The organism is Sciscionella sediminilitoris (assembly GCF_000737195.2).
GTDB classification, from domain to species: Bacteria; Actinomycetota; Actinomycetes; order Mycobacteriales; family Pseudonocardiaceae; genus Sciscionella; species Sciscionella sediminilitoris.
In genome coordinates this window covers 1-13,368 of sequence record NZ_JALM01000069.1, presented here as the reverse complement: position 1 = coordinate 13,368, position 13,368 = coordinate 1, and the positions used below count along the sequence as shown (strand labels likewise).

The following is a 13,368-nucleotide window of genomic DNA, read 5'->3' as shown; positions in this document are numbered from 1 at the left end:
GCTCGCCTTCGCCGGTGCCTGGGTCGGGTTCTTCTTCCTCGGCGACTCCTGGTGGCAATTGTTCATCGCCGCTTTCCTCGCCGTTGTTTTCGCTCAGCTCGCGTTCATCGGGCACGATGCGGGGCACGGGCAGATCTTCGGTAACCGGCGGCACAACGACATCGTCGGCACTACGCACGGTGGCCTGATCGGGATGAGCTATCGGGCCTGGATCGGGGTGCACAACCAGCATCACGCCAACCCGAACCACGAGGACAAGGATCCGGATGTCGACATCAAGGCGCTCGCGTTCACCAGCAAGCAGGCGGCGCTCAAACGCGGATTCCTGCGCTGGATGGCCAAACACCAGGCGATCCTGTTCTTCCCGCTGCTCACCCTGGAAGGGATCAACCTGCACCTGTCCGGGGCGCAGGCGGTGCTGCGCGGGGAGACGCGGGCACGCAGGCTCGAAGGAGCCCTGCTCCTCGCACACGCGCTGACCTATCTGACCGCCGTCTTCCTGGTGCTCTCCCCGGGGATCGCGGTGCTGTTCGTGGTCGTGCACCAGGCGCTGTGGGGTGTCTACATGGGCTGTTCCTTCGCGCCCAACCACAAGGGAATGCCGCAGCCGAGCGAGGAGGACGAGGCCTGTTTCCTGCGCAAGCAGGTGCTGACCTCCCGGAACATCCGCGGCGGCTGGTGGAACGATTTCCTGCTCGGTGGACTGAACTACCAGATCGAGCACCATCTCTTCCCGAACATGCCCCGCCCGCACCTGAGGCTGGCGCAGCCGATCGTGCAACGGTTCTGCGCCGAACGCGGGATCGCCTACAGCCAGACGAGCCTGCCGCGCTCCTATCGCATCGTGCTCAGCCATCTGCACGAGCTCGGCGCCCCGCTGCGCACGAAACCGGCCTGACGGCGCTCAGTCGCCGAGGCTCGGCCGGTAGGTGCCGAAGCTCCACTGGTTGCCCGCGAAGTCCTCGGCCATGTACTCGGTCGAGCCGTAGTCCATGGTGGTCGGTTCCATGGTGATCGTGGCACCGGCGGCGCGGGCCCGTTCGCAGTGCCCGGCCACATCCTCGACGGGAATGTAGGTCAGCGACAACCGGTCCTTGGTCGGCCCGCCGATCGCCACGAGCCCGTCGCCATAACGCAGTTCGGCGTGCACGATCCCGCCGTCCTCGCCGGGAACGCTGAACATGGTGGTGAACCCGAACGCCTCTTCGAGGAACCGGATGGCACGCGCGGGATCGGCGTAGGTGAGGACCGGAATGATGCTCGGTGAATTCGTCATGGCCCGAAGGTAACCGGGGAAACCGTGCTATTCGTAGAACAAATCGGAACCGGTCCAGGATTCGGCGAACGGTTCGGTACACCAGGTGCCCGGTGAGCAACCGGTGATCCGCAGGAAGTCCCTGCCGAAATGCGCCTGATCGGTGTACCCGCACCGCTCGGCGATCTCGGTGAGGCGCAACCGGCCGGAATCGAGCAGGGTGATCGCGTGCCTGGCGCGCACGATCCGGGCGAACTGTTTCGGGCCGACCCCGACGTGCGTGCGCACCTGTTCGGAAAGATAGCGGGTGCTGCAGTGCAGCGCGGCCGCGAGCTCGGCGACGCCTGCGCGCCCGCGGGTGGCACGGATCCGGCGCACCGCCCAGGCCGCGGCGGGAGAGGGCTGGTGCGCGGTGCCGAGCCGGTCGATGAAGAACCGATCGAGCAGGGCGAACCGCTCCGCCCACCGCGTGCGCTCGGCGAGCTGTTCGATCAGGCGGCGCCCCGGCGGGCCGAGCGCTTCCACCAGGTCGACCACCTGGGTGCCGAACTCGCCCATCCGGGTGCCCAGGATCATGCCCGCGGCCACCGGGGTGACGTCGATCTGCACACCGTGCTGATCGCCGGGGTACTGGGTGCACGCCCAGCGGTCGCTGACGGCGGCGACGAAACTGGTCAGCTCCGTGCTCGTGCCCGAGTCGAGCACCCTGATGCTCGGCCCGAAGCTCAGGATCAGCCCGACGAAACCGGTCGGCACCTCGCGCTGCAGCATCCGGACCCCGGAGTGCTCGCGGTAGCCGACGTAGCGGCCGACCAGCCCGCGCAGCTCCGCGGCCGGGGCGCCGGTAGCCATCTCCCACCAGCCGGTCTCGGATTCCACGATGTGCGTGGCCATGGCCAGAAAGTACCGCAATCGCGGGAGCGAGAACACGCGAACGGCTGAGCAATTCTTGGAACGTGTGGCGCGCCGGGCCGGGGAGGGTGTGCGGCAGGGTTCGGCGGACCGGTGCGAGCACGGGCGCGGGGCTCTACCTCGGGCACTGGGCCGGTAGGGGCTCTGTGGCGCGCACGCTGCCGGTGCCGGTGCTGCCGATGCGCCCGGCCGTGGCTGTGTCCGCGGTGCTCACCGCCGCTGGTGCGCTGCTGCTGCGCCGCGCAGTGTGATCCAGCGGGTTTCGGTGAACGCCTCCACATTGGCCTCCGGGCCGCCGAACCGGGAACCGGTCCCGGATGCGCCGAGTCCGCCGAACGGGGCGACCGCTTCGTCGTTGATGGTCTGGTCGTTGATGTGCGCGACCCCGGTCGGGATGCGCTCGGCGAGTGCGAGTCCCTTGTCCAGGTCCGGGGTCAGGATGCCGAGGGAGAGCCCGTATTCGCTCGCCGCGGCGAGTTCGGCGGCCTCCTCGATGCTCCCGAACCGGGCGACCGGTGCCACCGGGCCGAAGATTTCCCTGTCATAGGCGGGAATCCCGGGTGCGGCCTCGGCGAGCACGGTCGGCCGGTAGTACGGCCCCTCGTGCTGTGCCCCGGTCAGCGCCCGCGCGCCCGCTTCGATGCTCGCGGTCACGACTCCGTGGATCTTGTCCCGCTGCGCGGCATCGATGATCGGGCCGAGGTCGGCCTTGTCCCGGAACGGATCCCCGACGGTGAGCGCGGCGGCCCGATCCGCGAGCCGCTCGGTGTACTCGGCGTAGAGCGATTCGTGCACCAGATGCCGTCCGGTCGCCATGCAGATCTGGCCCTGGTGGAAGTAGGCGCCACGGCAGGCGGCGGCGATCGCGTGCTCGAGATCCGCGTCGTCGAGCACGATCAGCGCGGAGTTCCCGCCGAGCTCCAGATGGGCGCGCTTGAGGTGGCGGCCGGCTGCTTCGCCGACCGCGCGGCCCGCGGCGGTGGAACCGGTGTAGGAGATCACCCGCACGTTCGGGTCCTCGACGAGCGCGGCCCCGGTCTCGGCTCCGCCGGGCAGCACGTGCAGCACGCCCTCGGGAACCCCGGCCTCGGCGAAGATGCGGGCCAGCGCCACCCCGCCGCACATCGCGGTGCGCGGATCCGGTTTGAGCACCACGCTGTTGCCCAGCGCGAGCGCGGGGGCGACCGAACGGATGGACAGGATCAGCGGCGCGTTGAACGGGGCGATCACGCCGACCACCCCGGCGGGGACGCGGCGGGTCATGCTCAATCGCGGTGCCTCGCTGGGCAGGATCTGGCCGAGCGCGCGGCTCGGAAGAGTGGCGGCCTCGAAACACTCCTGCGCGGCGATGTGCAGTTCGAAGTTCGCCTTGTCCTCGACGCTGCCCGATTCCCGGATCAGCCACTCGCGCAGTTCCCCGGCGTGCTCCTGCCACAGTTGTCCCGCGGTGCGCAGGATCTCCGCGCGTTCCTGAAACGGCCGCGCCGCCCAGTCCCGCTGCGCGGCCGCGGCGATTTCGGCGCTGTGGCCCACATCCGCACGGTCGGCGATCCCGATGCTGCCGAGTTCCGCCCCGGTCGCCGGTTCCCGGACGGGGGAGGTGGTGCGCGCGGGCGTCCAGTCGCCGGTGAAGATCCGGCCCTGCCAGTTCCCGCTGTCCAGCAAGGTCATCAGTGCTCCTCGGGTTCGGTGAGAATGGGTGCCGCGAGCCGGAACGCGGTGTTCGCCGCGGGAACCCCGCAGTAGATGGCCGACTGCAGCAGGACTTCCTTGATCTCGGCGATGGTGACCCCGTTGCGCCGCGCCGCGCGCACGTGCATCGCGAACTCCTCGTGATGCCCGAGCGCGATCATCGCGGTGAGCGTGATCAGCGACCGGTCCCGGCGTTCCAGACCGGGACGGGTCCAGATCTCGCCCCACGCGTAGCGGGTGATCAGATCCTGGAATTCGGCGGTGAACTCGGTGGTCGCGGCGATCGAGCGGTCCACGTGCCGATCCCCGAGCACCGCGCGGCGCACGCTCATCCCGTCCCGCTCGCCGCGGATCAGCGCGGCGGTCGCGGCCGGGGCCTCCGCGGGAATCAGGTGGGCCGCATCGGGGAGGGTGACCAGTTCCCCGTCCGCCACCGCATCGGCGATCTCGGCGAGCGAGGCCACCGGGGTGGGGACATCGTGCGCGCCCGCGACCGCGAGCACCGGGGTGCGGATCTCGGCGAGCCGGTCCCGCACATCGAATCCGGCAAGCGCCTCGCAGGTCGCCGCGTAGCTCGCGGAATCCGTGCCACGCAAGGAATCCAGCAGGTTCTCGGTGATGAACGGGTGACGTGCGGCGAATCCCGGGGCGAACCAGCGGGCCAGTGATCCCTCCACCATGCTCGCGGTCCCGTGCGCGCGCACGTGCTCGGCGCGCTCCCGCCAGGCGCCCGGTTCCCCGATCCGCGCCCCGGTGCACAGCAGGGTCGCGCGGGTGATCCGGTCCGGGGCGCGCAGCAGCAGCGCCAGCCCGACCGCGCCACCGATCGAATCGCCCGCGTACGCGAATTCCCGGTCACCGGCGAGTTCGAGCACCGCATCGGCGAGGTTTTCCACGGTGAACCCGGTCGCCGGTGCGCTGCGCCCGTGCCCGGGAAGATCCCAGGCGAGCACGTGGAACCGGGAAGCGAGCTGTTCGGCGCACGGCCCCCACAGGGCGAGTGCGGAGGTGCCGAGTGAGGGGCCGAGCACCAGCAGCGGCAACTCCGGATCACCGAACCGGATCGCGGACAGTTCGGGTTCGCTCATCGTTCCTCCGCGCGGCGCAGTAGCTCGGTGATGATCGGTTCGGTCGCCCCGAGATCGGTCACCGCGAATTCGAGGTTCTCGGCCATTCGTTCGGTGCGCACCTCGAGCCCGCCGAGCAGTTCGGTCAGCTGGTTCGCGGCGGCCGCGGTGTTCCGGCCCAGGGTGCGCAGGCTCGCCCATTCCACGTGCCAGGCACCGTCCGGGCGTTCGTCCAGGGAGGCCGCTGCGGCCAGATGCAGCTGCGCGCCGTGCGCGGGTGCGGCGAGCGCGGCCCGCCGGATCAGCACCGAGAGCACCGGGTTGACCTTGTGCGGCATGGCCGAGGAACCACCACGACCCTCGGCGCGCGGTTCGGCGAGCTCCCCGATCTCCGGGCGGGAGGCGGTGAGCACGTCGTTCGCGATCCGGCCGAAGGCATCGGTGCATTCGAGCAGCGCCTCGCCGATCCTGGTGACCGGGGCGCGGGCGGTGTGCCAGGGCAGTGCCGGTTCGAGGCCGAGCGCACGCGCGGTGGTCGCGGCCAGTTCGAGCGCGGATTCCCCGATCCCGGCCAGATTGCCCACCGCACCACCGATCTGGGCGGGGAACCGCAGCGCCCGCACCCGGTCCCGGGCATCGAGCAGCCCGCGCAGCCAGGTCGCGGCGCGCAGCCCGAAGGTGGTCGGCTCAGCGTGCTGGGTGAGTGTGCGGGCGATCATCGGGGTGGCCCGGTGTGCGCGGACGAGCCCGCACAGCGCGCCGATCTGCGCGTCCAGCTCACCGAGCAGCTGCCCGGCGAGCTCCCGCGCGCCCAGCATCAGCGCGGTGTCCAGCACATCCTGGCTGGTCAGGCCCTGGTGCAGGGGAACATCGGCGGGCAGTCGCTCGCGCAGCACGGCGAGCAGCGGGATCACCGGGTTGCCCCCGGCCTCGGCCGCGCGCGCGATCGCGGGGATATCGGCCTCGGTGACCAGGCCGTCTAGTTCACGGGGTGCCCCGAGCGCGCCGAGCCAGGCGGACTCCACCCGGAGCATGGCGCGCAGCAGTGCCGGTTCGCTCAGCGGTTCCCCCGCTCGCTCCGCGCCCGGCCAGAACAGGTCAGTCATGGCGCAAAAACACGGTTTCCCGCTCGCCCTGCAGTACCACATCGAACCGCAGTCCCTCGGGATCGGTTGTGGCGCACAGGGTTTCCGCGCGTTCCCGGGGCAGCGCGGACAGCAGCGGATCGGCGGCGAAGTCCTGGCCCGGCAGGTACACCCGGGTGAACAACCGGTCGAGCAGCCCGCGGGCGAACACGGTCAGCGCGATGAACGGGGTCCGCCCCGGTTCGGTGGCACCAGGGCGCACCGTGGTGAACGAGTACGCGCCGGTGCGGTCGGTTGCCGCGCGCCCCCAGCCGGTGAACGTGTACCCGTCCCGGTGCAGCGAACCCGGTTCCCGGGGAACCCGGCCCGCGCCATCGGCCTGCCAGATCTCCAGGAGCGCGTCCGGGACCGGTTCGCCCGCCCCGTCGAGAACCGTGCCGTGCAACCGGATCGCGTCCGGGTGGCTGCGGTCGACGAGCTGTTCGCCGCCCGCATAGGGCAGTGCGTACCCGAAGAACGGCCCGACTGTCTGGCCTGGCGTGGTCATGCGTCCTCCGTCAGGGTCTGTTCGCGTCCGCCGAGCACGATGTCCCAACGGTAACCGGTGCTCCATTCGGGAACGGTGAGCTCGTGGTCGTAGCGGGCGATCAACCGTTCCCGCGCTCGCTGGTCGGTGATCGAACAGAAGATCGGGTCCAGCCCGAACAGCGGATCCCCGGGGAAATACATCTGGGTGATCAGCCGCTCGGTGAACTGGTTGCCGAACAGGGAGAAATGAATGTGCGCCGGGCGCCAGGCATTGGTGTGGTTGCGCCAGGGATAGGGGCCGGGCTTGATCGTGGTGAACCGGTACCAGCCGTCCTGATCGGTCAGGCAGCGCCCCACCCCGGTGAAGTTCGGGTCGATCGGGGCCGGGTGCTGGTCGCGCTTGTGGATATAGCGCCCGGACGCGTTGGCCTGCCACACCTCCACGAGCTGCTCGCGCACCGGTTTGCCCGCGGCATCGGTGACCCGGCCGGTGACCACGATGCGTTCACCGATCGGTTCACCGCGGTGCTGGATGGTCAGGTCGGCCTCGAGCGGATCCACATCGCGGTGCCCGAACACCGGGACCGCGCGCTCGATCGTCTCCGGATCCGCGTGGTACGGATCCTTGGTCGGATGCCGCAACAGGCTGCTGCGATAGGGCGGGTAATCCAGCTTGGGCTGGACGCCGCCGCGCCCGGTGAGGGCATCGATCTCGGCGCTGATCTCGGACTGGGTGGCTGCGTCCTGCACGCCCGGAACGCTAAGGGCTCGTATCGTGGGGAGCGAGGCCGGACTTCTGCTCAGTGGAAGGAGTGTGACCATGGCGGGCAATACCGCGAAGCCGGGGGTCAGCGTGACCTCCCGGGTGCTCGCGCTGCTCGGCGCCTTCGACACCGCGCACCGCAGCCTCACCCTCACCGAGCTGGCCGCGCGTGCGGATGTCCCGCTGGCCACGGCGCACCGGCTGGTCGGTGAGCTCGTCGGCTGGGGTGCCCTGGTGCGCAGGCCATCGGGCAACTACGTGGTGGGCAAACGGATCTGGGATCTCGGCCTGCTCGCCCCCGTGCAGGCGGGGCTGCGCCAGATCGCCTCGCCGTTCCTGCACGATATCTACGGGGCGACCCTGGCCACCGTGCACATGGCGGTGCGCGAGGGCACGAACGTGCTCTACGTGGACCGGCTCTCCGGGCACGCCGCGGTTCCCGTGGTCAGTGAGATCGGCTCGCGGCTCCCGCTGCACGCCACCGGGGTGGGAAAGGTACTGCTCGCCTATGCCCCGCAGGAGGTGCGTAAGGAGGTGCTCGCCGGGCTGCACCGGGTGACGCCTTACACCGTGGTGCAGCCGGGCCGGTTGCGGGCGGACATCCGCCGCGTGCACCGGGAGGGTTTCGCCCAGACCGTGGACGAGATGAGCCTCGGTGCCTGCTCGGTCGCGGTGCCCATCCACATCCCGGACGGCACCGTGATCGCCGCGCTCGGGGTGGTGGTGCCCCGGCTGCACCGGGATCGCCCGCGACTACTGGCCGCGCTGCACGTCGCGGCGCAGGGGATCGGGCGCAGTGTGCCACCCGATCTTCCGCTCAGTGAAAGCTCGTGATGGCGTGCGGGCGCCCCGGACGGGTTCACTACCGGCCATGCGTACCCAGGTCGCCATCATCGGCGCGGGCCCGGCCGGGCTGCTGCTCTCCCATCTGCTCGCCGAGGGCGGTATCGAATCGGTCGTGCTCGAGACGCGGACCCGCGAATACGTGGAATCGCGCATCCGGGCCGGGATCCTCGAACACTCCACCGTGGAACTGCTCGACAAGCTCGGTCTCGGCAAGCGGGTGCATGCCGAGGGCGACCCGCACAACGGGATCTATCTGCAGTGGCCCCGCGTTCGTCACCACATCGACTTCGCCGGGCTCGTCGGTCGCCGTGTCTGGGTGTACGGGCAGACCGAGCTGCAGCGCGATCTCGGCGCCGCGCGGGAAGCCGGTGGACAGGAGATCCACTACGGGATCAGCGAGACCGCCGTGCACGAGGTGGAAACCGAACACCCCTCGGTCACCTTCACCGACAGCGCGGGACGGGCGCAGCGGATCACCGCGGATGTGGTGGTCGGCTGCGACGGTTCCTTCGGTCCGAGCCGCGCCGCCGTGCCCGAGCACGCCCGCAGCACCTGGGAACACACCTATCCGTATTCCTGGCTGGGGGTGCTCGCCGATGTCGCTCCGTCCACCGATGAGCTCATCTACGCCTGGCATCCGGACGGGTTCGCCATGCACTCCATGCGTTCGGCGAGCGTGAGCAGGCTGTACCTGCAGGTACCCGCGGGGACCGATATCGCTGACTGGTCCGATGACCGCATCTGGACCGCGCTGGCCACCCGGCTCGGGCACGGGCAGGACGGGTGGACGCTGAATCCCGGGCCCATCACCGAGAAAAGCGTGCTGCCGATGCGCAGTTTCGTGATGGCCCCGCTGCGGCACGGCAGGCTGTTCCTCGCCGGGGACGCCGGGCACATCGTCCCGCCGACCGGGGCCAAGGGGCTCAACCTCGCCGTCGCCGATGTCGCGCTGCTCGCGCCCGCGCTGATCGCGCTGCTCGGCGAGGGCGACGACCGGCTGGCCGAGGAATACTCGGAGACCGCGCTGCGCCGGATCTGGCGGTGCACCCACTTCTCCTGGTGGATGACCACCATGCTGCACCAGAGCGGTGATCCCTTCGACGCGCAGCTGCAGTTGTCCCAGCTGCGGTGGGTGGCGAGCAGCACGGCCGCGGCGACCGGGCTCGCGGAGAACTACGCGGGCCTGCCGATCGGGTTCTGAGCACCCTCGGTCAGATCCCGACCCGGCCGAGCAGGTCATTGGTGAAGACCCGTGCCGGATCGAGCTCGCCGAACAGCGCTCGGGTCGCGGGCAGCTGATCGAAGACGCGCGGCAGGTATCCGCGCAGCACCGATTCATCGGTCCACGGGCCGCGGCTCGTGGTGGCCCATCGCTTCGACCATTCCGGCCGCACGCTGGCGTAGTTCGCGTAGTTGGTGCGCACGAATGCGTCCATCTCGGCATAGAATTCGTACTCGTGCGGCGTTCCCGGAAGGGTCAGTGCGTCCAGCCAGACGACCGTGTCCCATTCGGGGTGACCGGCAACCGGGCGTGCCGAGGACAGTGCCGGGATCTGTGCGCCCGGAACGATCGATTCGGCCGGATCGTCGATCCCGGTGACCCTGATCTCGACACAGGAATTGACCGGGTACTGGTGCCGTGCTTCGTATCTTTTCAGCGCCTTCGTGAAGAACTCGCTGAATTCGTGCACGACGCGCTGCACGGCCGCGCGCGAGGTCACGACGGCATGGCTGCCCGCGCTCACCTTCAAGGTGGTCGGTTTGACGAAGTTGATGAAATTCTTCGCCGGTCCCCACATATCGCGGGCGCCGGTCACGGTCAGCCCGACATCGGTCGCGGCGAGCACCGCGTTGCCGAACCCGGGGGCCATCCAGTCGTTCCCGCTGATCATGCCGCCCAGCATCTCGGGAACCGGACTGGGGAGATTGTCGGCGAACAGGAAATTGTACGGCCCGGAAACCTCTTTCGCGAAGAGCGGCTTTTCCGGGGTCACCGTCCATTGCTGCACCCACGGACGGTCGGTGAACGTGTACCAGATGAGCCCGACGCGGCCGCTCTCGTCGAGCAGATTCGACAGCGAACGGCCGGTTGCCTTGGCCGGATGGGCGAAGAGTTCGGTCGCCGGGATGTCGGTGAAGCACTGGCAGCGGAGCTGGTAGTCCGCGCAGATCTGCAGCTTGACCTCGGTGATGAACAGCCGGCCGAGGCTGGTCAGGAGCGCCGCGCACGCGGGATCCGCGCGGTCGAAGGTCCGTTCGACGTACCTGTTCCGCGCGCCGTCCCAGACGACCGCGGTCATCTCGGTCACCAGATTGGACACGGTGCCGAAGTTCTGTCCCGGCTTTCGCTGTTCACCGCGCGCCGGGATCGAGGTGCCGTGCGCGTTCACGGCGAGCACGCCCGCAACGGTCACATCTCCGGGGGCGGGCACGTTGACCAGGGATTTGCCGTGCCGGTGCAGAAAGTCGAGCAGGCTGTCCATCCGGGTTCCCGCCTGGGCACGGACTTCGCGTTCGGAAGCCAGCGATACGCTGGTCAGATATTTGGTCGTATCGACGATGAGGATCCGGGCATCCCCGGTCTGGTTCTGCTCCACGACCAGCGGTGACCAGGAGTGTTTGTATCCGCGCGGCCGGAGCCGATAACCGTTCGCGCGTGCCCAGTTCGCGAGCTCGACCACGTCCCCGGGTGAGGCAGGGGCGCATGTCCACAGTGGATCGGTGTGGATGACGCCGTCCCAGTTCCGGAACACCTCGTTGTACAGCTCTATATGGTCCGGGAAATTGTGCGGTTTCGTTCCCGCTCCGGTTGCCGCGGCCGCAGTGCCTGGTGTCGCCGAGCCGAGCGCGGCCACCGCTCCCGCCGCCGCGGTGGTGCCCAATAGCGAACGTCGCGATAACTCAGGCATTTCCCTGCTCCTGTCGTGGTGTGTGGCAAACGGTGCGGTGCCGTGGTTTCCCTGCCCGACCCCGAAGGCGGGCAGGGAAACCATGCTGCCGGTGATCAGCTCCGGGCGGACTTGCAGAAGGAAAGGATGTCTCCGACGGTCGCCGGAACATGGAATTTGGTGTCGTTGACCGCGTAGACCACGATTTGGAGGACGTCTTTGAAGAGTTTTTCGATCAGTTCGAACGGGTTGAGGCTGACCGTGACGACGTGCACGATCGTATTGAAATTGTCGCCGAGGAATTTCGCGATATCCCTACCGTGGTCCGAGAAGTTCTTGATCAGCCAGTCGACGAGGTCGAGGGGGCGGCAGAGCGGGATGATGGCGATCGATTCGTCGTGGCTCGGGCTCCACACCCCATCGCCGATCGCGGCACGCGTCGCGGTTTTCTGCTCGCGGGCGGGGAGCGTGACGGAGTGTGCGAGTGCGGGCTCGCGCTCGACCAGCTGCCGCACCTGGCTCTGCAGCCGCAGTGCGGTGTCCACCTCCGGGCTGGACGCGCCGAGCAAGCGCTGCATCTCGGACCGGTCGGTGCTCGCCTGCGCGCTCGCCTGCGCCGGGGCCGGAGCGGGGGCGGCACTCGCCGCGGTACCGATGAGCAGCGAAGCGGTGAGCGCGGTAGCCACGATCGAACCGCTTCTGATCAGTACACCTTTCATGATTTCTCCCTATTCGTTGAAACGAGAACTATGAGAATTTACGGACGGAATGGTGATTGAAACTTTTGATACGCCTTCTTTGGCGCCTTCCCCGTGATTGCGCTGAATCTACCCCGGGTGCACGTGGGCGATAAAGCTGTATCCCCGAATCGGGGGAGGATGCTTTTCGGATGCTGCCGCGGTGTTTCCGGGAATGCATCGCGCTATTCGGCGCCGCTCGTTCCCCAGGACTACTCAGAATGGCGGCGGGCGGGTGGGATTGGTCTGTCCGCTGCTGCGCCGAGCGGATCGCGTTTCGGATAATCTACGGAAAGTGGCGCTGCATACGCCTGTTGTGACCTCTGGCACGTTCGGCATCGCCCGGTGTCAGCGGGACGATTGGGTGTGCGGCCATGGCAAGATCCTGTCGAGAAGGAGGCAATTTTGCCGCTCGCCAGCTCCGGGAGATGGTTGGCACACTCGACCGCATGACCGCTGTACCGTTGTTCGCACCGATCACACTGCGCGGGGTGACCGCGCGCAACCGCGTCTGGCTCGCGCCCATGTGCCAGTACTCGGTGGACGCGCGGGACGGGATCCCCACCCAGTGGCATCTCGTGCACCTCGGGGCGCGGGCCGCAGGCGGGTTCGGCCTCGTCATGACCGAGGCCACCGCGGTGACCCCGGAGGGGCGGATTTCGGCGCAGGACACCGGAATCTGGACCGATCGGCAGGCCGAACACTGGGCCGGGATCACCGGGTTCATCAAGGAACAGGGCGCGGTGCCCGCCATCCAGCTGGCGCACGCCGGGCGTAAGGGCTCGACCGCGCAACCCTGGCACGGCAGGGGTTCGGTGGCGCCCGCGGACGGCGGATGGATCACCTCCGGTCCTTCCGCGCGGCCGTTCGGGGATCTCGCGGCGCCGGTCGCCATGACGGTCGAGCAGATCGACGCGACGGTGCAGGCCTTCGCCGAGGCCGCCAAGCGGGCCGCGGACGCGGGATTCGAGGCGGTGGAGGTGCACGCGGCACACGGATACCTGCTCCACCAGTTCCTGTCCCCGCTGTCGAATCGGCGCACCGACTCCTATGGCGGCTCGTTCGCCGACCGGATCCGCCTCACGGTCCGGGCCGTCGATGCGGTCCGCGCGGCCATTCCCGAGAGAATCCCGTTGCTGCTACGGCTTTCCGCGACCGACTGGGCAGACGGCGGCTGGACAGTCGAGGAGACCGTCGAACTGAGCGCGCTGCTCTCCGGGCACGGTGTGGACCTGTTCGACCTCAGCTCCGGCGGGAACGATCCGGGGCAGCAGATTCCCATCGCGCCCGGATACCAGGTGCCCTTCGCGCGTAGTGTCCGAGCGAAGGCCGGAACACCGACCGCCGCCGTCGGACTGATCACCGAACCCAGGCAGGCGCAGGGAATCCTCGACGAGGGCTCGGCCGATGCCGTTTTCCTCGCCAGGGCCGCACTGCGTGAACCGGCGTGGCCACTGCGCGCGGCACACGAACTGGGGGTCGCGGCGGCGGATGCGCCCTATCCGGTGCAGTATCGGCGGGGTGCCTATCCGGCCTGACGGTTGCGGGCAGGCCATTGCGGATCCGGGTAGGGTTGTGCGCTTTTACCGGCCGTG

13 protein-coding genes are annotated in these 13,368 nt (G+C 69.0%); 4 read left to right on the top strand and 9 right to left on the bottom strand.

Annotation, left to right across the window (positions count from 1 at the left end; genetic code table 11):
* Window positions 1-898, top strand: an 898-nt coding sequence (locus AD72_RS24590; RefSeq protein ID WP_031468940.1) for a fatty acid desaturase family protein, incomplete at its 5' end; no start/stop codon positions are given.
* A gap of 6 nt (window positions 899-904) precedes the next feature.
* Here AD72_RS24590 and AD72_RS24585 read toward each other — a convergent pair.
* The 7 genes from AD72_RS24585 to pcaH all read right to left on the bottom strand — a co-directional run bounded on the left by AD72_RS24585 (window position 905) and on the right by pcaH (window position 7,289).
* A complete protein-coding gene (locus tag AD72_RS24585) occupies window positions 905-1,276 on the bottom strand; it encodes a VOC family protein (protein ID WP_031468939.1) in 372 nt (123 codons plus the stop codon).
* Between the two features lie 27 nt (window positions 1,277-1,303).
* The gene (locus AD72_RS24580; RefSeq protein WP_051898968.1) at window positions 1,304-2,149 is read right to left on the bottom strand and encodes a helix-turn-helix domain-containing protein; all 846 of its coding nucleotides are present in this window, start codon (window positions 2,147-2,149) and stop codon (window positions 1,304-1,306) included.
* 228 nt (window positions 2,150-2,377) lie between these two features.
* Window positions 2,378-3,838 (bottom strand): benzaldehyde dehydrogenase, encoded by a 1,461-nt coding sequence (locus AD72_RS24575; protein ID WP_031468937.1) that lies wholly within the window; start codon window positions 3,836-3,838, stop codon window positions 2,378-2,380.
* Window positions 3,838-4,947 carry a bifunctional 3-oxoadipate enol-lactonase/4-carboxymuconolactone decarboxylase PcaDC gene (pcaDC, locus tag AD72_RS38225; protein ID WP_031468936.1) on the bottom strand — a complete coding sequence of 370 codons (1,110 nt, stop codon included), beginning with the start codon at window positions 4,945-4,947 and terminating at the stop codon, window positions 3,838-3,840. Before pcaDC ends, AD72_RS24575 begins: the two co-directional genes overlap by 1 nt.
* Window positions 4,944-6,032, bottom strand: a complete 1,089-nt coding sequence (locus tag AD72_RS24565; protein WP_037347218.1) for a lyase family protein — start codon at window positions 6,030-6,032, stop codon at window positions 4,944-4,946. The genes pcaDC and AD72_RS24565 overlap by 4 nt, the downstream gene beginning before the upstream one ends.
* Window positions 6,025-6,558, bottom strand: a complete 534-nt coding sequence (gene pcaG, locus AD72_RS24560) for a protocatechuate 3,4-dioxygenase subunit alpha (RefSeq protein WP_031468934.1) — start codon at window positions 6,556-6,558, stop codon at window positions 6,025-6,027. The genes AD72_RS24565 and pcaG overlap by 8 nt, the downstream gene beginning before the upstream one ends.
* Entirely contained in the window at window positions 6,555-7,289 is a 735-nt protein-coding gene (pcaH, locus tag AD72_RS24555) for a protocatechuate 3,4-dioxygenase subunit beta (protein ID WP_031468933.1), read from the bottom strand. The genes pcaG and pcaH overlap by 4 nt, the downstream gene beginning before the upstream one ends.
* A gap of 70 nt (window positions 7,290-7,359) precedes the next feature.
* On the opposite strand from pcaH, the gene AD72_RS24550 reads away from it, so the two are divergent.
* Both AD72_RS24550 and AD72_RS24545 read left to right on the top strand, forming a co-directional pair.
* On the top strand, window positions 7,360-8,136 hold the full coding sequence (locus AD72_RS24550) for an IclR family transcriptional regulator (RefSeq protein ID WP_031468932.1): 777 nt from the start codon (window positions 7,360-7,362) through the stop codon (window positions 8,134-8,136).
* Window positions 8,137-8,173: 37 nt separating this feature from the next.
* Window positions 8,174-9,349, top strand: coding sequence for a 4-hydroxybenzoate 3-monooxygenase (locus AD72_RS24545; RefSeq protein WP_031468931.1), 1,176 nt, complete (start codon window positions 8,174-8,176; stop codon window positions 9,347-9,349).
* Between the two features lie 10 nt (window positions 9,350-9,359).
* Here the strand turns inward: AD72_RS24545 and AD72_RS24540 are convergent, their stop codons facing one another.
* The gene (locus tag AD72_RS24540) at window positions 9,360-11,057 is read right to left on the bottom strand and encodes a cholesterol oxidase substrate-binding domain-containing protein (protein WP_037347216.1); all 1,698 of its coding nucleotides are present in this window, start codon (window positions 11,055-11,057) and stop codon (window positions 9,360-9,362) included.
* Window positions 11,058-11,152: 95 nt separating this feature from the next.
* The gene (locus AD72_RS24535) at window positions 11,153-11,755 is read right to left on the bottom strand and encodes a hypothetical protein (RefSeq protein ID WP_031468929.1); all 603 of its coding nucleotides are present in this window, start codon (window positions 11,753-11,755) and stop codon (window positions 11,153-11,155) included.
* Window positions 11,756-12,222: 467 nt separating this feature from the next.
* On the opposite strand from AD72_RS24535, the gene AD72_RS24530 reads away from it, so the two are divergent.
* Window positions 12,223-13,311: an NADH:flavin oxidoreductase/NADH oxidase gene (locus AD72_RS24530; protein ID WP_031468928.1), complete on the top strand. Its 1,089-nt coding sequence runs from the start codon at window positions 12,223-12,225 to the stop codon at window positions 13,309-13,311.
* Window positions 13,312-13,368: the final 57 nt, after the last annotated feature.